21 protein-coding genes and 1 riboswitch are annotated in these 21,010 nt (G+C 54.9%); of the genes, 12 read left to right on the forward strand and 9 right to left on the reverse strand.

The features are described 5' to 3' along the window. The first annotated feature begins 95 nt into the window (after positions 1-95). Together Pelsub_RS01010 and Pelsub_RS01015 are read left to right on the forward strand one after the other, a co-directional pair. The gene (locus Pelsub_RS01010) at positions 96-785 is read left to right on the forward strand and encodes a DNA alkylation repair protein (protein WP_116225218.1); all 690 of its coding nucleotides are present in this window, start codon (positions 96-98) and stop codon (positions 783-785) included. A 19-nt stretch (positions 786-804) separates the two neighbouring features. After that, complete coding sequence (locus tag Pelsub_RS01015; RefSeq protein WP_116225219.1) at positions 805-1,668, forward strand: CPBP family intramembrane glutamic endopeptidase; 864 nt, start codon at positions 805-807, stop codon at positions 1,666-1,668. Here the strand turns inward: Pelsub_RS01015 and Pelsub_RS01020 are convergent. From Pelsub_RS01020 to Pelsub_RS01030, 3 genes are read right to left on the reverse strand one after another with little or no spacing between them, the layout of a single operon-like run. Then, positions 1,661-2,302 (reverse strand): hypothetical protein, encoded by a 642-nt coding sequence (locus Pelsub_RS01020; protein WP_116225220.1) that lies wholly within the window; start codon positions 2,300-2,302, stop codon positions 1,661-1,663. The genes Pelsub_RS01015 and Pelsub_RS01020 overlap by 8 nt on opposite strands. Positions 2,303-2,310: 8 nt before the next feature. Next, the gene (locus tag Pelsub_RS01025; protein WP_198418375.1) at positions 2,311-2,949 is read right to left on the reverse strand and encodes a LysE family translocator; all 639 of its coding nucleotides are present in this window, start codon (positions 2,947-2,949) and stop codon (positions 2,311-2,313) included. A gap of 2 nt (positions 2,950-2,951) precedes the next feature. Continuing rightward, on the reverse strand, positions 2,952-3,410 hold the full coding sequence (locus tag Pelsub_RS01030; RefSeq protein ID WP_158674917.1) for a GNAT family N-acetyltransferase: 459 nt from the start codon (positions 3,408-3,410) through the stop codon (positions 2,952-2,954). A gap of 76 nt (positions 3,411-3,486) precedes the next feature. Further along, positions 3,487-3,622, forward strand: a riboswitch (FMN riboswitch). Between the two features lie 60 nt (positions 3,623-3,682). Between Pelsub_RS01030 and Pelsub_RS01035 the strand changes: the two genes are divergently transcribed. From Pelsub_RS01035 to xpt, 4 genes are all read left to right on the forward strand, one after another. Next, on the forward strand, positions 3,683-4,456 hold the full coding sequence (locus Pelsub_RS01035) for an ABC transporter permease (RefSeq protein ID WP_116225222.1): 774 nt from the start codon (positions 3,683-3,685) through the stop codon (positions 4,454-4,456). Between the two features lie 21 nt (positions 4,457-4,477). Next, positions 4,478-5,455 carry an ABC transporter substrate-binding protein gene (locus Pelsub_RS01040; RefSeq protein WP_116225223.1) on the forward strand — a complete coding sequence of 326 codons (978 nt, stop codon included), beginning with the start codon at positions 4,478-4,480 and terminating at the stop codon, positions 5,453-5,455. Position 5,456: 1 nt separating this feature from the next. Next, on the forward strand, positions 5,457-6,212 hold the full coding sequence (locus Pelsub_RS01045; protein ID WP_116225224.1) for an ABC transporter ATP-binding protein: 756 nt from the start codon (positions 5,457-5,459) through the stop codon (positions 6,210-6,212). A 74-nt stretch (positions 6,213-6,286) separates the two neighbouring features. Next, positions 6,287-6,859, forward strand: coding sequence for a xanthine phosphoribosyltransferase (xpt, locus tag Pelsub_RS01050; protein WP_116225225.1), 573 nt, complete (start codon positions 6,287-6,289; stop codon positions 6,857-6,859). 80 nt (positions 6,860-6,939) lie between these two features. On the opposite strand, the gene Pelsub_RS01055 is transcribed toward xpt, so the two are convergent. From Pelsub_RS01055 to Pelsub_RS01070, 4 genes are all read right to left on the reverse strand, one after another. Beyond that, a complete protein-coding gene (locus Pelsub_RS01055) occupies positions 6,940-7,404 on the reverse strand; it encodes a hypothetical protein (RefSeq protein ID WP_116225226.1) in 465 nt (154 codons plus the stop codon). 75 nt (positions 7,405-7,479) lie between these two features. Beyond that, positions 7,480-7,935, reverse strand: coding sequence for a hypothetical protein (locus tag Pelsub_RS01060; protein ID WP_116225227.1), 456 nt, complete (start codon positions 7,933-7,935; stop codon positions 7,480-7,482). 490 nt (positions 7,936-8,425) lie between these two features. Further along, a complete protein-coding gene (amrS, locus tag Pelsub_RS01065; protein WP_116225228.1) occupies positions 8,426-9,484 on the reverse strand; it encodes an AmmeMemoRadiSam system radical SAM enzyme in 1,059 nt (352 codons plus the stop codon). Positions 9,485-9,568: 84 nt separating this feature from the next. After that, positions 9,569-10,330 (reverse strand): GntR family transcriptional regulator, encoded by a 762-nt coding sequence (locus Pelsub_RS01070; RefSeq protein WP_116225229.1) that lies wholly within the window; start codon positions 10,328-10,330, stop codon positions 9,569-9,571. A 173-nt stretch (positions 10,331-10,503) separates the two neighbouring features. Here Pelsub_RS01070 and Pelsub_RS01075 point away from each other — a divergent pair, with 173 nt between their 5' ends. Then, entirely contained in the window at positions 10,504-11,253 is a 750-nt protein-coding gene (locus Pelsub_RS01075) for a sugar isomerase domain-containing protein (protein WP_116225230.1), read from the forward strand. A 53-nt stretch (positions 11,254-11,306) separates the two neighbouring features. On the opposite strand, the gene Pelsub_RS01080 is transcribed toward Pelsub_RS01075, so the two are convergent. Together Pelsub_RS01080 and nagA are read right to left on the reverse strand one after the other, a co-directional pair. Then, the gene (locus Pelsub_RS01080; protein WP_116225231.1) at positions 11,307-12,143 is read right to left on the reverse strand and encodes an HAD family hydrolase; all 837 of its coding nucleotides are present in this window, start codon (positions 12,141-12,143) and stop codon (positions 11,307-11,309) included. Beyond that, entirely contained in the window at positions 12,115-13,305 is a 1,191-nt protein-coding gene (nagA, locus tag Pelsub_RS01085) for an N-acetylglucosamine-6-phosphate deacetylase (protein WP_116225232.1), read from the reverse strand. Before nagA ends, Pelsub_RS01080 begins: the two co-directional genes overlap by 29 nt. A gap of 230 nt (positions 13,306-13,535) precedes the next feature. Here nagA and Pelsub_RS01090 point away from each other — a divergent pair, with 230 nt between their 5' ends. The 5 genes from Pelsub_RS01090 (at position 13,536) to clcA (ending at position 20,978) form a co-directional block, all read left to right on the forward strand. Further along, entirely contained in the window at positions 13,536-14,633 is a 1,098-nt protein-coding gene (locus Pelsub_RS01090; protein ID WP_116225234.1) for an SIS domain-containing protein, read from the forward strand. Between the two features lie 57 nt (positions 14,634-14,690). Then, entirely contained in the window at positions 14,691-15,200 is a 510-nt protein-coding gene (locus Pelsub_RS01095; protein WP_116225235.1) for a VOC family protein, read from the forward strand. A gap of 67 nt (positions 15,201-15,267) precedes the next feature. After that, on the forward strand, positions 15,268-16,512 hold the full coding sequence (locus tag Pelsub_RS01100) for an iron-containing alcohol dehydrogenase (RefSeq protein WP_126440348.1): 1,245 nt from the start codon (positions 15,268-15,270) through the stop codon (positions 16,510-16,512). A gap of 47 nt (positions 16,513-16,559) precedes the next feature. Next, positions 16,560-18,950 (forward strand): endonuclease MutS2, encoded by a 2,391-nt coding sequence (locus Pelsub_RS01105; protein ID WP_116225237.1) that lies wholly within the window; start codon positions 16,560-16,562, stop codon positions 18,948-18,950. A 432-nt stretch (positions 18,951-19,382) separates the two neighbouring features. Next, positions 19,383-20,978, forward strand: a complete 1,596-nt coding sequence (clcA, locus tag Pelsub_RS01110; protein ID WP_158674918.1) for a H(+)/Cl(-) exchange transporter ClcA — start codon at positions 19,383-19,385, stop codon at positions 20,976-20,978. The last annotated feature ends 32 nt before the right edge of the window (positions 20,979-21,010 follow it).

Raw genomic sequence — 21,010 nt, forward strand, 5'->3', positions numbered from 1 at the left:
TGTCTTGAAACAAGTATCTGCGCTTATCGCTCTTGCGATAAGCTCCGACCTGACCCTCATGAATTGAAGAATAAGTTTTAAGGAATAATAAAAAAATGAACAGCGAACAAGTCCTCGAACTGCTTAGATCACAAGCCAACCCGGAACAGTTGGCCGGCATGGCACGCTTCGCCATCCAAACCGACCAGCGCTTGGGACTATCCATTTATGACCTGCGCCGCATCGCCAAGGAGGTGCCGCACGAGCACCAATTGGCGCTGGACCTGTGGGAGAGCGGCATCCCGGACGCGCGCCTGCTGGCTTCCATGATCGACGTGCCGGAAGAAGCCACCGAAGAACAATTGGAAGCCTGGGTGAAGGATTTTAATTCCTGGGACATCTGCGACCAGGTATGCGACAACCTGTTCGAATTCACTCCCTTCGCCTGGGGCAAAGTGCGTGAATGGTCTATACGCGAGGAAGAGTTCGTCAAGCGCGCGGCCTACGCACTAATTTCCTGTCTGGCCTGGCACGATAAGAGCGCCGTAGACCAGCAATTCATCGACTTATTCCCGATCATTCAAGCCGGCGCCACTGACCCGCGCAACTTCGTCAAGAAGGCGGTCAATTGGGCGCTGCGCAACATCGGCAAGCGCAACATGGCGCTCAACCAGGCTGCCATCGAACAGGCCAACCTGCTACTGACGCTGGGCGACAAGACGGCCAACTGGATCGCGCGCAACGCACTGCGTGAACTGCAAAACGAGAAAACCCAGGCGCGCGTGGCGAAACACCCGCGCAGTTAAATCCGTATACAGTTACGATATGGTCAATAAAAAAGCTCTTGGGGTATTTTTAGGTATCACCTTCGGTACCACTTTGTTGATAGTCATCACAGCCCGACTATTGGGCTTAACATTGTTCGACACGCCTGCTGCCATTTCGCAGATGGTCATCGGGGTTGCCATGTTCATCCCGGCCAGCGCGGCCCTGATCACGCAGCATTGGGTGCTGAAGAAACCGCTGAAGGAATTGGGGTTCAAATTCGGCCCGGCGCGAGCCTACCTGAAGACCTACGCCGTCATCCTGCTGCTGTACGCAATGAATTACGGCCTTACCTGGCTCTTCCTCAGCAAGCCGGATTTCAGCCTGTCGAGCTTCATGGCACAGTACAGCATGAGCGGTGCGCTCCCAATTCCGGCGCCGGCCATGATCGCGGCCCTGAGCGCCATGACCTTGGTAGGTTCTCCGCTGGCAAACATGATTCCCTCGCTGGGCGAGGAGCTGGGTTGGCGCGGATTCCTGCTGCCGGCCCTTGAGCCGCTGGGAAAAGCAAAAGCTGCCCTACTGTCAGGCATGACCTGGGCGCTGTGGCACACACCCATGATCCTGCTGCTGGGTTTCGGCTACGGGCATCAGGCCTGGCCGGGAGTTTTACTGCACTTCACACTGATAACAAGCCTGGGTATTTGGATGGCCGCGGTGTGGTTCAAGACGCGCAGTACCATGCTGGCGGCTTTCATGCACGCGGTCTTCAACGCCAACGCTTACGGCGTGGGGAGCATGCTGTTTATCTCCGACAGCAAGCTGGTCATCGGTGCTATCGGAGTGGTTAACACGGTCCTTTTCCTGTGCCTGGGAATCTTTTCCTATATTCGCCTAAGAACGCAGGAAAAAGAAACTACATAAAGCGCGCGAACTTGACCATCCAGCGCGTAATGAAATATTCGACAACTACTAATCCCAGCCCGCCAAAGGCGGAATAGGTCAGGATGCGTTCACGGCTGAGAGCGTGCTCCAACTTAAGCATGCCCTGGACGTTGGCGGCAATGGTCGGCTCAAAGTAGGCGACCATCCAACTGGCCAGGCAGACCAGTGCCATCACGCCCGCCGCGAAAAGCGCGGTGCGCCTGGCAGCCTGTTCCACCTCAGTCTTTTCTTTGTTGGCATAACGCAGGCACAAGCCCACGTAATACCCGCCGATCAAACCCATGAAGAGGTTCAACAACGGCATGCCCATAAAAAAGCCGAACATACAAACAGAATAGAACAGGTAGAAAACGACAAACCAGCCCACCGGCAGGCTATAGGCCTTGCGCACCCAGCGCCGCAGGAAGAAGATGTCAATCAATAACCCCAGTACCAGCCCGCCCAAGGCAAAATACTTCACATTTTCTTCTGTTGTGATGGCCAGACTGCCCCACCAACCCAGCAAAAAAAATACGATGATCGGCAGCACGCCAACCAACAACAACAGGAATAATCTTTCAGTGCCTGCCAGAAGGCTGTCGACACTATTGAATTTCTGTTTTTGTTTCGCCATTCAACACCTCACATTTGAAGATATGCCTGCAGGATAAAATACAGCCCAAAGCCGATAATAGCCAGCGCGGCAATTTTATTGATAGTTTGGATAATCGACTGGTTCAAACGCCGGCGTGACAAGTTTACCAGCATACTCAACCCCAGCCACCACAACGCCGAACCCAGGAAAACGCCCAATACCAGCATGAAAGCCGAGAAACGATAGGCCGACGCAGCCTGCACGCCAAAACCGCTGAAGATGGCAATAAAGGCAAAGATTGTCAATGGATTGCTGAGTGTCAGTGCCAGAGTGGAAAAGAAATCGCCGATCAAGCTGGAGTTCTCCCGCACTTCTGCCGCCTGGGCTGGTTCACTGCGCATCGTAGAAATACCCAGGCAAATCAGGAAACCGCCGCCCAACAAACGCAGCCAGAACTGCTGCCCAACCAAAAAATCAGCGACCAAAGTCAAACCGGCAGCCGCGATGCTGCCATAGATGACATCCGCCATGGCTGCGCCCAATCCACTGACCAGGCCGGCTTTAAATCCGCGTTCCAGCGTGCGGCGAATACACAACAAAGCAACCGGCCCAACCGGCGCGGCAATGGAAAAACCAAGCAGCAAGCCCTGTAATAGAATACGCCAATTCTGCATGGGAACAGACATCGCTATTGCGCCTGAAGGCTCTTCTCCAATACCAGACCGTCTTCTCCGTTGCGATAGTAGCGCGACCAGATATCCACCTGGTGGTAGCCCATTTTTTCGTAAAGGTGCAGCGCAGCCTGGTTGTTACGACGCACAGTCAGCTTGACTACCGGCATACCCATCTGCTCTTCACAGTTGCTCAGCAGATCAAAGCCGATGCCTTTGCTTCGCCACGCCGGCAGCACACCCAGCGTGAGGATCCAGCCGGTTTTTTCGCTGCGGCGCGGGTCGCCGGCGATAAAACCGACCATTTCGTTGGCCACCACAGCTTTAATGCGCACCACGCCCGGAAAGGTCAGCACGCCCATCAGCTCCATTAAGGGCCAGGCATCCTGGTCGAAGCATACTTTTTCAAGTGCACTTAAAGCAAACAAGTCCCGCCAGTTCGCCGATTGAATATTGTAGATGGAAGTTGCATTCATTGGATTTCCGCCCATTATAAATGCATCTTACACACTTTTTACTTGACAGTATCCCAAACTGATATACAATCAGGACGATTTCCTTCGGGGCAGGGTGCGGGAACTTGGTTCCCAATTCCCGATCGGTGGTGATAACCCACAAGCGCTGAGATGCGCAGATCCGGTGCAATTCCGGGGTCGACGGTATAGTCCGGACATTAAAGAAGGTTATATTTTTTTAAACGCGCCCCGAAACAAGTTTTGTTTCGGGGCTTTTTTTATGGATCAGATCAATGGAATTAAGTAAAAAGTCCAATCGAAAAATCAAACAATTAAGCGTCATCATCACCCTGCTGCTTTTCCTGTCGATATGGGAAGGGTTGGTGCTGGTGTTCGATCTGCCGGCATTCATTCTGCCCTCGCCTTTGCAGGTGGGCCAGCGGTTTGCCAGGGCTATCTCCGACGGTTCTCTGCTGGAGAACAGCCTGGCCACCATCTTTGAAGTATTCAGCGGATTGGTCAGCGGTGTGTTCTTTGCCACTTTGCTGGGGTATATCCTGGCCAAATCCACTTTCCTGGAAAATATATTACAGCCCTTTTTGGTAGCCAGCCAGGCCATCCCCACAGTGGCTATCGCCCCGTTGTTGGTGATCTGGTTCGGATCGGGAATTTTTTCCAAGGTATTGATCTGCGCCCTGATCGTGTTTTTCCCGGTGCTGGTCAACACCATCGTTGGACTGCGGGCCGTACCGGAGAATTTACGCGACTTGATGCGCTCGCTCAAAGCAACTCCCTGGCAGATGTTTCGTCTGCTGGAACTGCCGGCTGCAATGCCGGTGCTGCTTGGCGGGCTGCGTATCGGCGCGACGCTGTCGGTGATCGGCGCCGTGGTCGGTGAGTTGGTTGGCTCAGACAGCGGGTTGGGATTTCTCATCAACGTTGGCCGCGGCCAATATGATACCGCCCTGGTATTTGTGGGCGTGCTGACACTGGTATTCCTGGCGCTGGTGCTCTATTCTCTGGTGCTATGGCTGGAGAAAAAATTGCTGCGCTGGAAGACAAATTAAAAAAAGGAAGTTTCTAAAACAATGAAGAAGAAAAGTATTTTGTGGTCAGTTATCCTGTTACTGTTGATGCTCACAGCCTGTGCCAAAGAGCCGGCAATGAGCACGATCAAGCTGCCAGTCGGGTACATTCCCAACGTGCAATTCGCCCCGCTGTATGTAGCCATTGATAAAGGCTATTATGCCGATGAGGGCCTGGAAGTGGAATTGGATTACAACATGGAAACGGATGCCGTGGCGCTGCTGGGTGCCGGCGAATTCCAATTTGCGATTGCCTCCGGCGAGCAGGTGCTGCTGGGCCGTGCGCAGGAATTGCCGGTCGTGTATGTCCTGAACTGGTACCAGGATTATCCGGTGGGCGTGGTTGCCAAAACGGAACAGAACATCACCAGCCCGCAGGATCTGGCCGGCAAGAAAATCGGCATTCCCGGCCTGTATGGTACCAGCTACATTGGTTTCATCGCGCTGCTGAACGCCGGCGGATTGCAGGAAAGCGACGTTACGCTGGACTCCATCGGTTATACCCAGGTTGAATCCCTGTCCAACGACATGGAGGACGCGGCCGTAATCTACGTTGCCAACGAACCCGCAAAGCTGCGCGCCGAGGGTTACGATGTGAACGTACTGGCAGTATCCGACTACATCTCACTGGTCGGCAACGGCCTGCTCACCAGCCAGGAAATGATTGAAAAACAGCCGGACGTCGTAGCCGCCATGGTGCGCGCCACCTCCAAAGGCATACAGTACACTGCCGCCCATCCGGACGAAGCCTACGAGATCTGCACCAAGTACGTGGATAATCTGGCCTCACTCAGCCCTCAGGAACAAGAGCTTCAACGCGCGGTCTTGGACGGCTCCATTGCGCTTTACCAGATGGAGCAGCCCGGATATTCCGATCCGCAGGCCTGGCAGAATATGGATGACCTGCTGCTGCAAATGGGGCTGATTAGCGAGCCGCTGGACGTCAGCGCCGCTTTCAGCAACGATTTCTTACCGGAATAAGATGAAGATGGATCAGGCCGCCAGCGTTATCTCCTTGCAGCATATCAGTCAAAATTTCACTGACCAGCATGGTCAGCTGGAGGTTTTGGCCGAAATCCACGCGGACGTCCGGCCGCAGGAATTCCTGTGCCTGCTGGGACCGTCCGGGTGCGGTAAGACCACCCTGCTGCGATTGCTGGCCGGCCTGATCAAACCGACCAGTGGAGAAATGGTCTTTCCACAGGGCCACCCGCCCAGCATCGGCCTGGTCTTTCAACAGAGCAACCTGATGCCCTGGCGCACCGTCCTGGATAACATCCTGCTGCCGTTGGAGATGCGCGGCATCCCCCACTCCGAAGCACTTGAGCAAGCCCAAGCCCTGATCGAATTGATTGGGCTGGGGGAATTCACACATGTCTGGCCGGATTCGCTGTCCGGCGGTATGGCCCAGCGCGTGGCTATCGCGCGCGCCCTGATTCAAGACCCCGACCTGCTGCTGTTGGATGAACCCTTCGGCGCCCTGGACGCGCTCACACGCGAAAAGATGGGAGCCGAGCTGCTGCGCATCTGGCAGGCCCGCCGCAAGACCGTGGTGATGGTCACGCACTCCATCTCGGAAGCGCTGCTGCTTTCGGACCGCGTGCTGGTGCTCAGCCAGCGCCCGGCGCACGTCCTGCTGGACTTGACTGTGGATCTTCCCCGTCCGCGCGGAGAGGATGTGCGTTACAGCGAGGAATTTCAACATATGGCCCGGCGGATTCGCAGCGCAATTCAGTAACAATTCCGTCTTTTTTCCTTCCCAAAATCATAACTTGTGGTTTAATTGCCAGAACAAATTCGAGGGAGTTGTCTATGCAATTATTAAAAGAACGTGTGATGCAGGAAGGGAAGAACCTGGGTGGCGGCATTCTTAAAGTGGATGCATTCATCAACCACCAGGTCGATCCACACCTAATGGATGAGTGCGGCAAAGAATTCGCAAGCCTGTTCGCGGATGTGGGCGCCCAACGCGTGTTGACCGCGGAAATATCCGGTATCGCGCCGGCCTTGATGACCGCCAAATACCTTAATATTCCTGTGGTGTACGCCCGCAAGAAGAAGCCCGTCACCATGTCCGATATCGTCTACCTGACGGTAGCACCTTCGCACACCAAAGGTGTGATGACCGAGTTGATTGTAGCTCCCGAATTCCTGCCGCGCGATGAACGCGTTCTGATCATCGACGACTTCCTGGCCAGCGGCGCGACCATCTTGGGGCTGGTGCGCCTGACCCAAGCCGCGGGCGCGAAGCTGGTAGGCGTTGGAGCTTTGCTGGAAAAGGAATTCGAAGGCGGCCGTCAGGCACTGGCGCCTTACAACATTCCGGTACACTCCCTGGTTTCCATCACATCCATGGAGGATGGCAAACTGGAATTTGCGGATTAGAGAAGAACCCTTCGACAGGCTCAGGGTTCAGTTTCTCATAATAAAAAAAGGCTGAGCATCTCCTCAGCCTTTTATTTTCTTCAGCTTTTTAATTTGACGGGAACGCCCCTGGCTTCCAGAAAATCCATCGTGACTTGCAGGGATTCGGCATTGGCGAGATACGCAATCAATGCCTGCTGGCGGTCCCGGAAAACGATGTGAACCTTGAAGTAAAAAGGATGGCTGGTCCCATGCGCCCATTTTATTTGGTCGTAAGCGGCCGCGCGCTGTCTCTTTATCCTATAGGTAAGCGACTCCGCTTCCAATATGAGTTCGGGATTCTTTTTATTATGCATCAGGCTGACCTCGCCCAAGCCCTTGAGCCCGCCGTAAATCTCCAGCACCGGTACCCGGATGCTGCCATCCGGCTGGGTGCTGGGTAATTTTTTGGGTTCCTTTACTTTTTTCTCGTTCCCAATTTTGACGCGCAGCGTGTACAGCGCGTAAGAAGCAAGAAGCACAAGAATAATCGTGATCGTGGTGATCCATTCAGTTGAGATGTTCATATGTAATTCCGTTTATCCATTCCGACCCATTTTACTCGAAGTGGTGCCCAGCCTTCTCCACAAACGGAAAGTCAACTATCGCACCTCAACGCTATTTTTACGGAAAAAGTCCAATAGTTTGGCGAGGGTTTCCGCGTTCGCCAAGCGCGCGGAAAAGGTCAGGCTGCGGTCGCGGAAGGTGAACCGGGCTATGTGCAGGAAAAGGAATTTGACCCCGCGCACCGATTCGATCACGCTGTAATCTGCGCTACGGGTGGCGAGCACGCGATATTCCATCCAATGGTCATGCAGGGTCAGCCTGGGATAAAGGTTGTTGTCGGAAATGGCGAACAGGCTCCACCCGCGGATGCCGCTGTAGGATTCCAACAAGGGGATCTCGACCGCGCCGCCAATTGCAATCACGCTGGGGATCGTCAATTCAGCAGAGTGCGTGAAGACACGGAAACGCCGGCGAAAAACAATATAGAGTACAACAAAACAAAAAATGAGGATGCTGACGGCAACCGGTTCGAGATAAAAAGATTTGTTCACGCTTTGTCCTTTTAACTATTCAGAAGAGATTGTATTCCAATTGTTTTTTCTTTAAAGCGTAACCGGGAGCGATTTGCTCCCGGTCGGGTCGGATTTAATCCAGCCAGCTTGAAATGGCTTGCCGGATCCCTTGTCCAACGGTTCGGCGCGGATTCCGCGCTAACCGCTCCTCCCCGATGGGTGTCGAGATCTCATCCTCATTGCTCGGATGGCGGTTGCAATCCTAACAAGCTCATGGCTAGAAACATAACACTTACAAATCCCACAACGATATTCGGAAAGACAGCCATGGCACTCCTCTTCTTGCCCGGCAGACCGTCCACTGGAATCCCAGTGCGGCGCGGCAGCCTGCCCGCGGCGGATAAATAGGAATTTATCCTCGATAATAGATGAAAATTCCTTCAATAAAATGAGACAATAATTTGTATATTCTATTAACGCAAAAATTCGCAAAAAGTTTCGCAAAATAAGGGGGATTTTGAGAATTGGTTCAGGACCACACGCCGGCGATTTTTTCGCCGCACGCCGGGCAGGTGCCCTGCGGAGTGAGCTTGTTTTCCAGGACGCTGAAGCCCGCGCGCCTCACCAGTAGATTTCCGCAGGCCGGACAATGGGTATCCTCCAGCGAGCCGACCCGGCCGGGCAGGTTGCCGGCGTACACATAGCGCAGTCCGGCTTCCTGGCCGATCTCCGCGGCACGCTGCAGCACGGTGGTTTCGGTGCGGTGGCTGTCCAGGCGTTTGTACATGGGATGAAAAGCGGTCACGTGCCAGGGGATATCCGCACTGACCGAAGCCAGGTAGCGGGAGGTTTCCCACAGGTCTTCATTGCTGTCGTTGAAATCCGGGATGACCAGGGTGACCACTTCGACCCACATGCCCAGGTCATGCGCCATGCGGATGGTGTCCAGCACCACCTGCAGCGAACCGCCCAATTCACGGTAGCGCTTGTCCGACCAGCACTTGAGGTCGATCTTATAACCGTCCAGGTACGGGGCCAGAGCCTGCAGCGCTTCGGGGGTGGCGTAACCGTTGGATACGTACACGCAGCGCATGCCTTTTTCTTTGGCAACTTTGAAGATGTCAATGGCCCACTCTGTGGTGATGAGCGGTTCGTTGTAAGAGGAAGCCACCACCTGCGCGCCGCGCCGCAGGCCGTAATCGACCAATTCCTGCGGGCTGACGGCCTGTATGTAGTTGACGCTGCCATCCGAAGCCGGGTCGCGCAGGGTCTGCGAGCTGACCCAGTTCTGGCAAAAATCGCAGTGGAAATTGCAGCCCAACATGCCAAAGGTCAGCGCAGCGCTGCCCGGCAGGAAGTGCATGAAAGGTTTTTTCTCGATCGGGTCCACGTTGGCCGCGGCCACGTAGCCCCAGGGCGCATAAAGCTGGCCGCCGCGGTTGAAACGCATCTGGCAGACGCCGCGCTGGCCGGGTTTCAGATGGCAGCGGTGCGCGCAGGCCTGGCAGCGCACCCCATCATCCGGCAGCGCTTCGCTCAACCAGGCTGGTTTCGTCAGCGCATCCAATTTTTCGCGAATTGTGTTCATGGGAATACCGATTCCATATATTCATATTGCATTTTACAGCAATACCTATTCAGGGCAATCGGAGATATTAAGCAGAGAATTTGCTCAGGAATTTGAGCTGGGGTTGACCACATTGGTCAAATGGAGAATGTAGCGGTCGCCGCGGTAATACCCCTCGGTGTATTCCAGGGGCTGGTCGTATTGGTCATAAGCTGTCGTATGAAACAGGAAAACCGGCCCGCCACTTTCAATCCCCAATAAATCCGCTTCCGCCGCAGGACACTTAATGGATTCGATGATCTGTTCGGAATACTTGGGCCACACAGCAAATTTCTTCGCCAGGATTTCGTACAAGGATTCGTTGCCGATATTCACATCCAGAAGACCTACATACTTCTCGTAAGGCAGGTATACAACCTCCAACGCAATTCTGCGGTTATTGCCCATACGCAGCCGCTTCAACAAGATAGCCGGTTCGCCCTCTCTAATTCGTAAAGCCCGCGCTGCATCAGACGGCGCTGCGACTTTTTCAAAATTGAGGATATCGGAAGTGGGGGTTAGGCCGCGCGTGCGCATATCCTGGGAAAAACCGGAAACGCGTTCAATTTGTTTGTCAATGCTTATCTCGGTAACAAATGTGCCGCGTCCTTGAATCCGTTCCAGTTTGCGTTCATTGACCAATTCACCGATCGCCTGGCGGATCGTCGTGCGGCTGATCTGAAATTGTTCGCTGAGTTCAAGCTCGGAGGGAATTTGAGTGCCTGCTTCCCAAACACCGGTATCAATCTGTTCCTCGATAAACGATTTCAGCTGAAAATATAACGGTATGGGACTTTTGCTATCCAATTTTTCAAATTTTTCGCTCAAATCTACCTCTGATGAATGTATTGTACCTGATTCTTACCATTTCGTAATTTTGATTTAGTCAATCTTCATATTAAGTATATAATATATTGTAGTTACAACACTACGTCATTACAATTAATTTGGTATTAAAAACCACGGTCGAATTACAAAAATCACATAATTATTGAGGGAAAATGCTAGACAAAGGAAACCAATATTTCGATAAAGCCATTCAAACCATTCAGCGCATCCGCGAGACCCAATCCCAGTCCATTGAGACTGCCAGTGAATGGATCAAAACCTCCATGGAAGCAGGCGGCGTCCTGCATGTTTTTGGCAGCGGACACAGCCACACCATCAGCGAAGATGTCTTCTACCGCGCCGGAGGACTGGCCCCGGTCAACGCCATTCTGGATGTCAATCTGACCATGCACGGCGGCGGCTCCCCCTCCCGCGGGACGACCCTGGAACGCCTGGAAGGCTACGCCAAGATCATCCTGTCCAGTTACGACCTGCGCAGCGGCGAGGTATTGATCGTGGTATCCAACTCCGGCATCAACGCGGTACCGATTGAAGTGGCCATGCTCGCCAAGGAGATGGGCTTGAAGGTCATCGCCATGACCAACCTGACCCAATCCAAAGCCGCAGTCAGCCGACATTCCAGCGGCAAGAAACTGTACGAGTTGGCCGACCTGGTTATCGACAATTGCATCGACGTGGGGGACGCCTGCGTGGAAATTGCGCCGGATTTGCCCAAAGCCGCTTCGCTTTCCACCTTGGCCTGCAGCACCATCATCCAGGCCATCATCGCGGAAACAGCCGGACGCATATACGCCGACGGCAAAACACCGCCGATCTGGATGAGCGCCAACGTGTCCGGCGGCGATGAACGCACCCGTCAGATTCAGGATCTGTACGGCGGTAAACGCTACAGGAACTCCTAAAGAAAAAAGCGCCGGAAAACCGGCGCTTTTCTTATGCTTTGGGTTATGGAATATTAACCAGCGGACTGGTTGCGTTTCAGAATTTCGCGGATGGCCCAGGCCGCTCCGCTGTGGTCATTCTCCGGCGCGACCAGGTCCGCGGCTGCTTTGACCTCATCGGGAGCGTTGCCCATCGCGATTGAAAAGCCGCTAATGCGGAACATATCCAGGTCATTCAGCCAATCGCCGATGACCGCCACACGCTGCAGGGGAACATTTAAATGCTGTGCCAGCGCGGTCAGGCTGCTGCCCTTGTTGACGCCCGAGGGAACGATATCGATGGAACTTGAGCTGGAGAAACTCATGCTATCGAATAAACCCAACCGTTGGATGCGCTCGAAAACCATTTTTAAAGTTTGGCTTTCCCCAAGGACCATGGCTTTAACCGGCGGTTCACCCAGTTTATCCAGTTCCTCCAATAAATCCGGGATGATGTGGCGTTGATAGCCGTGTTTGGGATGCGGCCGCTTCCCGGGCGGGAAAGATCTTTCCTGGATGGCATTATGGACGTATTCCAGCACCAGGATGACTTCCTCTTTCCGGCACAAACGCACCAGCTCACGAGTTTCCGGCAGCGGCAGGGGGTGCTTTTCGATCGTTTTTTTCGACTGCACATCATAGATGAACGCGCCGCCGCCGCCAATGATCGGGGCGGCAATGCCAATTTCATCGACGATAAATTCCATGGAACCATAATTACGCCCGCTGATGAGCGTGACTTCCACACCGTTGGCGCAAGCCTCCGCCACTGCCTCATGCGCGCCGGCAGACACGTTCTTGCCTGAGTCCAAAATCGTACCGTCGCAATCGATCGCGATCAGGTCAAAGGCTGTTTGTAAATCTTTTGACATCAATAAAACCTTCCTTAACGTAAACAATATTTCCGGCCACCATGGTCAGCAGCGGATTCAAGTCGTCATCCATAACGACCAAATCGGCGTCAAACCCGGCAGCCAGCTGTCCTTTTTTCAATCCCAGCATCTCAGCCGGTACCCGGCTGGCCATATGCAGGGCCTGTCCAAACTCAGCGGTTCCGCTTTTTACCATCACTTCAAGCGAACGATTGAGTAGTTTATACGCTCCGGCCGGGCGGCCGTCGTTGAGAATGCTGATCTCACCATCCGTGCCGATATCCAGCCCGCACCAGTGCATGTGTGTGCCGGCCGGCAAACCGGCCAACGGCACCGCGTCGCTGACCAGACAAACATGCTCCGTGCCTTTGGCTTTGATCAACAAACGCATCATGGGCGGCAGCACATGGAAGCCATCGGCGATTAGCTCCGCTGTGACTTCGGCGCTGTCCATCACCGCGCCAATTGTACCCGGACTGCGATGATGCAGCGGCGGCATGGCGTTATAGGTATGCGTGCTGTGGTTCAAGCCTTGTTCCACTGCCCGCATGCAGGTATTGTAATCGGCATTGGTGTGGCCGGCAGAGGGAATTATGCCCTGTTCGCGCAGCCAGGGGATCACCTCCAAAGCGCCGGGCAATTCCGGCGCGAAGGTGACCATCCGCAGGTTTCCGCGAGCGGCCTGCATGAAAAGGGCGATGTCCTCACGCGTAATGGGGTAGCACAAGTCTGCGCGCGAGAAGGGCGAGCGGTCCGCCGCAATCCAGGGGCCTTCCATGTGGATGCCGAGGATTTGCGCCCCTATGGGGGGATTATCGATCACTTCCGCAATCTGCGCGACTGATTGCAGCAGCTCCGAATGGGTCATGACGAAATGGGTGGTCGCCAGAAAGGCAGTGATACCCTGGGAAGCCAGGTATTCGGCAGCGCCGGCCGCACCGCCCGCGGAAATATCGAACCCGCCCGCGCCGTGGATGTGCGTGTCGATCAAACCCGGAATCAGCTTATGCCCGCGTGCATCGATAACCTGCACTTCCGGGCTGCTCCCAAATTCATCCGCCGTGCCAACGAATTGGATGGCCCCTCCGTGAACTTCCAATACACCATTGCCGATATGGATATCAGGAGTGTAGATATCCGCATGGATAATGCGCGTTTTCATAGGGTCTGCTCCCGGATTACTTGCTCGATGGATAAGGCACTCCTTGCGGAAGCTGGGCAGGCAGCGCTTTATCCGGATGACTGGTATAATTTATTATTCATACCAACGACATTACATCATTATATCTTGGATGTTTCCACCGACGGGTTGGTATGCGGCAGTGAAATGGGAGGCTTTACCATACGGAACGAGTTCTTTAAATCACGGTTCATACCTGAAAAGAGGATTCCATGATTGTCTATCACATGCTCGACTATATTCACGAAAGCCCGGCGGCACTTGATCGAACCCTGCAGGATAACGAAAGTGAAATCCAGGCTGTGGTTCAAAAAGCGCGGGAAATGGGCGTGGACCGTATCGTTTTATCGGGTGTGGGAAGTTCATTTACCTCCTGCTTAATGGCCCAACCGCTTTTTCAAATGCACTGCCCGCTGCCCACAGCCGTGATCAACTCGGAGGAAAGCGGCTATTACGCTGAACGTTGGATCACGGATAAGAGCCTGGTAGTGGTAGTCTCCCGTTCCGGTGAGCGAGGAGCGGTAATTGACACATTAAAGGTAGCCGAACAGAAAGGGGCCTTAGGCGTCGCCGTGACCGGCGTGGCGGATAGTTTACTGGCACAAAGCTCCCGTCTGTCACTCATTACCCGCGAAGGCCCCGAAATTACCTTTCCCAAAACCAAGAGCGTCGTCACCTGCACCGGCACGCTGCTGCGTTTGGGGCTGGCGCTGGCCGACCCGCAGGATAAAACTGCCACAGAGCGCCTGGCACTGCTGCGCAACATGCCGGTCATAATGACCGATTTTATTGAGAGAATCGAGCCGCAGCTGGCAAAGCTGATGCCGCGCATTGCCGCGCATAAATTGGTCAACGTGGTGGGCACCGGCAGCAACCACGGCGCAGCACTGGAAGCCGCCATCAAAATTCAGGAAGCGTCCTACGTTCCAACACGCGGCGACAGCACCGCCGGCCTGCTGCAGGGCCCAGTGGGCGCGCTCAACCCAGATTGGATGGTTTACGCGCTGGTACTGCCGCAGGACCTGGAGTTGACCCGCCAGCTGCTCACCCTGACCAAAGGCTTTAAAGCCTACAACCTGGCCGTCCATCCGGAGGGGCTGGATCTGGCCGGCCTGGCCGATGACGAGATCCTCACGCCTCCTTTCGACGACCCATACCTGGCTGCCCTGGCCTACCTGCCAGCCGTGCAGCTGCTGGCCTACTATTGGACCGTAAAGCGCGGGATGAACCCGGACGCGCCCAGCTCGATGAATTCCATCCTGGAAGCCATCCTGCCGCCCGGCCGGCAGGAACCGGAATTGAGAAAATAAACCCAAAAGCATACCTAAAGCGCCGGCGAGATAATTTCAGGCAGGAGGGATGGCGGCATGCAGAAAAAAGAGCGTTTTACGCTTGACCAGGTAAGTTACCTGGTCAAGGATATAGGGAAAGCAGCCGAGCAGCTGCAGGACCTGCTGGGCATCGGCCCTTTCGAGATCCACGATTGGCCGCCGCCGGAAACCGACCCACAGTCATTCATCGAAGGCCAACCGGCCAACTGGCGCATGAGCATCGGCTTTGCCCAGGCAGGCAGTGTTCATCTGGAATTAATCCAACCGCTGGAAGGCAATCCACTTCTGGACGCATTCCTGGAAAATACGGATTCGGGCCTGCACCATCTGCGTTTCACAGTGGACGACCTCGAGCAGGCAATAGCGGATTTCCAGGCAAAAGGATACAAGCTGCTGGCCCGCGGCTGCGGGGCGCACCCGGGATCGCGCTGGGCCTACTTTGACACGCGCGAGGTCTTGAACGGGTTGATCATCGAACTACGCAGCTGCCATAACGCAGAATCCGGCGACGCACCACCCTGGCTGAGCGCCTGTTTTGAACCTTAATAGGGCGCTTCTGGGCACAGGTGTATAATCCTTTCGTATTTCAACTTATTGTTACAGGAGGACAGCCGTGAACGACCACATGCCCATTTATGTTGGGAACCAGGCTATCGAAACGTTTATCCAGTTTTGCACAGAAACAGACCACACCCATTTTTACTTAATCGCAGATGAAAACACCTACCGGGTTCTAGGCAAACGCATTTTTGAAAGTTTGCAGGAACAAGGCTGGGACATCCTCTGCCAGATACTGAATCCCGAACATCTGCACACGGACGATTTTTCCATCACGCGCGTGCTGGCAACCTATGATGCCCAACCGCGCCTGTTCGTGGCGGTCGGTTCCGGCACCATCACCGATATCACCCGCTTCACCAGCCATCGTTCGCGCAATCCGTTTGTTTCCTTCCCAACGGCTGCTTCGGTGGACGCTTATACATCCAAGAACGCGCCCGCGACGATTGGCGGTTTAAAAGGTTCCATTTACTGCCACGCGCCCATCGCAATCTTTACCGATCTGCCCACCATTTGCGAGTCACCCAAATTCCTGACCGCATCCGGTTTTGGCGATTCCATTTCCAAGTTCACTTCCTCGTCCGATTGGAAGTTCACCCAAATTATTTGGCAGGCTAAATTCGATGAGGACATCTACCGCAATGCTCTGCACGCGGCCAACCAGAGTGCCAACGAGGTGGAAGGCATCCTCAAAGCCGCTCCGGAAAGCATGGCCAAGCTGATGGATTCCCAATTCGAGAGTGGTTTCTGTATGGCGGATTTCGCCAACAGTGCGCCGGCTTCCGGCGGCGAACATCACATCGCCCACCTGTGGGAAATGATGTTCCATTGGGATAATCGCGAAGGCCTGTTCCACGGAAACGCCGTGGGCGTAGCCACCATCATCGAGGCAGAATGGTTCGAGCGCCTGCGCGCTCTGTCCAAAGACGATGCCGCCGCGCTGCTCAGCAAGGCCGTTGTCCCGGACTTTGAAACCCAGGAACAGCAAATTCGCAAGAACGTCCCGTTGATTGCGGACGAATTGATCGAGAGCCATCCCATTTACATGCAATTAGCCGACCCCAAGGTGCTGGATGCCTGCAAGCAGCGCATGCTGGACCAGTGGGACGCCATCCAGACGGTAGCGGCCAACGTACCCACCGCGCAGCAGGTGCACGACTGGCTCAAACTGCTGGGCGCGCCCACAACCGCCGCCGAGCTGGGCATCACCCCCGAACAAGTGGAAACCGCCAAGGAATTCGGCCTGTATCTGCGCGAGCGCTTCTCGATGAACATCATCCGCAAGCTGTTCGGCTGGTAGAAAAGTACACCCTTTTTCCGAGTTGTTAACCGCTATAATTGGCTGCGATGGACGCCAAATCTATACACACGCTTGAATATAACAAGATCCTGGAGCGCCTGGGCAGCTACACAGCCTTCAGCGCTTCCGCCACGTTGGTGCGCGCATTGCAGCCTACCAACGATTTACTGCTGGCCCAAGATCGCCAGGCCCGCACTACGCAGGCACGCCGGCTGCTGGATGAATATCCGGAGATGAGCATCGGCGGCGCGCGCGACGTGCGCCCGCAGGTTGAAATGGCCGCGCGCGGCGGCGTGCTTACCCCGCAGGAATTATTGGATGTCAAAGCCACATTGGTCTCCAGCCGCGACCTGCAGCGCGCATTCGCCAAACTCGAATTTGACTGCCCGCACCTGCAAGCCATTGCGCAGGATCTGACACCGCCGCCCGGCATCATCGAAGCCATCACGCAAATCATCACAGAAAACGCCGAAGTGGCGGATGGCGCGTCCGTGCGTCTGGATACCCTGCGCCGGGAAGTCAAAGCGGCCAATGATCGCATTTTTACCAAACTGGAAAAGCTGATCAACGATACCCGCATTGCGCCCATGCTGCAGGAAGCCCTGATCACCAAACGCAACGGGCGGTACGTCATTCCCCTGCGGGCGGAATCCAAAAGCCACATGCGCTGCGTGGTACAGGATCAATCCTCCTCCGGCGCAACACTGTTCGTGGAACCACTGGCTGTGGTGGAACTCAACAATCACCTGAATGAAGCTATTTTGGGCGAGAAAGAAGAAGAACGCCGCATCCTGAGCGAACTATCCGCTCAGATCGGCGATTACAACACCAACGTGCAAGCCAACATCCGCGCGCTGGCCGCGCTGGACATGGCTTTCGCCTGCGCCAAATACGCGCAGGATCTGAACGCAGTGGAGCCAATCCTGCTGGATAATCCTTCCGGGCAGGCAAGCGAAGACGACCTGTTCCTGCGTTTTCCGCGGGCGCGCCACCCGCTGCTCGACCCTGAAAAAGTGGTGCCCATCGACGTAGCCCTGGAAAAAGGCACGCGCGCGCTGGTCATCACCGGCCCCAACACGGGCGGCAAGACCGTCACGCTGAAAACGGTGGGCCTGCTGGTGCTGATGGCCCAATCCGGCCTGCACATCCCGGCCCAATCCGGCTCGCAAACGCGCATCTTCCGCGACGTATATGCCGATATCGGCGACGAACAATCCATCGAACAATCGCTGTCCACTTTCTCCGGACACGTGACCAACATCGTGCGCATCCTGAAGAAAGCGGACGCGCGCACGCTGGTGATCTTCGACGAACTGGGGGCCGGCACCGACCCGCAGGAAGGTTCGGCGCTGGCGCGCGCCATCCTGACCTACCTGCTGCGCCGCCGCATCCCGGCGCTGATCGCCACACACTACCCGGAATTAAAAGCTTACGCCCACAACACCGAAGGCGCGCTGAACGCCAGCGTCGAATTCGACCCGCAAACGCTGAAACCGACCTACCGGCTGCTGATGGGACTGCCGGGGCGTTCCAACGCCCTGTCGATTGCCAGCCGCTTGGGTATCAAGGACGAGATCATCGCCGACGCACGCGAAATGATCGATCCGGAAAGTTTGCAGACCGAAGACCTGCTGGATGAAATTCACCGCCAGTTGGAAAACGCCCGCCAGGAACACGCCCTGGTGGAAAACCTGCGCCAGGAACTGGAAGCCGACCGCCAGATTTTAGCCGAACGGTTGGAGAATATTGAGAACGAACGCCTGGCCATGCTGGAGGAAGCGCGCTTGCAGTCCCTGCGGGAGCTGGAAGAACTGCGCGGAGAGATCCAGTCGCTCAAACGCCAATCAACCGTGAAAAGCGATAGCCCGGTGAAAGTAAAGAAAGCTTTGGAACAGCAAATCCGCAGCCTGGAAGAAAAAGTGGCCGAACCGCTGGATAAGACCGATTACTCCGGCCAGCCTTCCCGGCCGCTGCGCGTGGGCGACCGCGTTTATATCCGCAACCTGAAGACCGACGGCAGCGTGCTGGAGATCGGGCAGGAAATTGTGGAAGTGCAAATTGGAAAAATGCGCGTCAAGGTTGACTTGCGCAATATCGAACGTCCGAAAAAGACGGGTGCAAAGGTCAAGCGGCCAGTCCTGGAAAGCAGCGAACCCGCGCCCACCAGCTCTAGTATTTTCCACCCCTCGCCGGGGGCAGAACTGCACCTGCGCGGCATGCGCGGCGAAGACGCGCTGGGCGAATTGGATCACTACCTGGACGATGCCTACGCGGCCGGGCTGCCCTACGCCCGCATTGTGCACGGTAAAGGCACCGGCACCCTGCGCCAGTTGGTACGCCAGGCTTTGAGCGCGTCCGCTTTGGTTGCCAGTTGGGAAAATGCGATGGATAACGAGGGCGGAGAAGGTGTGACCATCGTCCACTTTAAAGAAGGTTAAATCAAAGATCGATAGTGGCTGACCTCTCGTCACTATCGATCTTCTTGTACGGGATCCCTAAGCACCGTACTGCATTGGTCGATGATGAAATATAAAAGCTTCTACCGAACCAAAGACTATATTACACCAAAAAATAGAAAAAGGCAATTCTTTCATTGCAAAGATCACGAATAATATTACATTCGGCTAATCTCCCCGCCAGCCTAATCTTTCCAAGCTTATCTCTTCCTTATAAAAAACAGGTTGAAAACAGGGGTTCATTTAATAAGGAACAGGATTATACTAACGCACATCTTATGGAAAGAATATAAAACGTTAGACAGCCTCCTGCCTGCCTTAAGCGCAGCAGAAAATTAAACCAACACCCTAAAAAGCCAGATATTTTTTTCATCGACTTTACGCGATGTTTTTTGTGCTGTATCGGTATAGATAATGGAAGAAAAAGAAAGTATACAAGACCAAAAATTTGATCACACTGTAAGTGAAATTCATGAATATGAGACCATTCGACACCGCCGCCGCCGTATGCTGCCCCGGGCAGCGCTGGTCGGCGTAGCCTCGGGCGCCCTGGCTTCTTTATTCGGGCTGGTTTTATCCTGGGGAGATGATCTTCGCGCAAATCTATTGAATTGGGCACATCAATGGCCCGCAGCAGGTTGGCTGGTACCGGTTGTATTTTGCGGCTTAGGTACCGCGGCAGCTGTTTTTTTGGTAATCAACAAAGCTCCCGAAACCAGCGGCAGCGGTATTCCCCACCTGAAAGCCGTGCTGCATCGTTTCCGCACATTATCCTGGAAGCGCGTGCTGCCGGTCAAATTCATTTCCGGCACGCTGGCTTTGGGTTCAGGCCTGCTCCTGGGGCGTGAAGGGCCTACCGTTCAAATGGGCGGCGCGGTCGGCGACGCGGTAGCTGAGGGATTAAAACTTCATCCCAAAGAACGGCGCACCATGATCGCGGCCGGCGCCGGCGCGGGTTTGGCCGCTGCTTTCAACGCACCGTTATCGGGCTTGACTTTTGTCCTGGAAGAAGTTCAAAGGGATTTTCAACCGGTTGTCTTTACTTGCGCCTTCATGGCAGCCGTAACAGCCAACATCACCGCGCGTTTTTTCCGCGGTTCATCGCCGGTTTTCTCAATTCCCAGTTACCCTACACCTCCTCTGCTATCCCTGCCATTATTTGCCTTATTGGGAATCGCGGCGGGTTTGCTGGGCGTGCTCTTCAACCGCGGGTTAATCGGCATGCTCGATCTCTTTTCCAAATTACGGGGAAAAAACGCGCTGATCGCAGCCGCCAGTGTCGGAGGGATTGTAGGGCTGATCACCTGGTTCAATCCGCAGCTAACCGGCAGTGGGCATGAGTTGGCGGAAGACGCCTTAGCCGGCGGACTGGTATTAGGCGCCATCCCGGCATTCTACCTGATCCGCTTCGCGCTGACGATTGCCAGTTATGGAACCGGTGTGGCCGGCGGTATTTTCGCCCCGCTGCTGGTGCTGGGCGCCCTGATGGGATTGGGCATCGGGCAGGCAGCCAATTATTTCCTTCCCGCGCTGGTACCCCAACCGGCTGTTTTTGCGGTGGTTGGCATGGCGGCCTTATTTACCGGAATTGTGCGCGCTCCCTTGACCGGTATTTTCCTGATTATTGAAATGACCGGTAATTACGATCAAATGCTGCCGCTGCTGGTGGCTTGCTTCTTTGCTTACGATATTGCCGACCTGCTCAAAGACATGCCGATTTACGAAGCGTTGATGGAACGCGACCTTTCACGCAACGGTATTCATGCCCAGCTTCAAATCCCGACTATCCTTGAGATCGAGATTGAAGAAGGCGCTCCCTTTGATGGGAAGAGGGTCAAATCGCTGGGCCTTCCGCCAGGCTGCGTGATCGCCAGTATCACCCAGGATGGGCTGGAAGTGGTGCCCACCGCGCAAACCCGCCTGGAATCCAGCATGAAAATCACCGCGGTGATCGACCCCGAGGCAGCCGATTCGGTAGCTATCCTGCACAGCGGCTGCAAGACACCTTAATCGGGAATTGTTTTCTCTGCAAATCCTTTTCT

Source organism: Pelolinea submarina, from assembly GCF_003966975.1.
Lineage (GTDB): Bacteria > Chloroflexota > Anaerolineae > Anaerolineales > Anaerolineaceae > Pelolinea > Pelolinea submarina.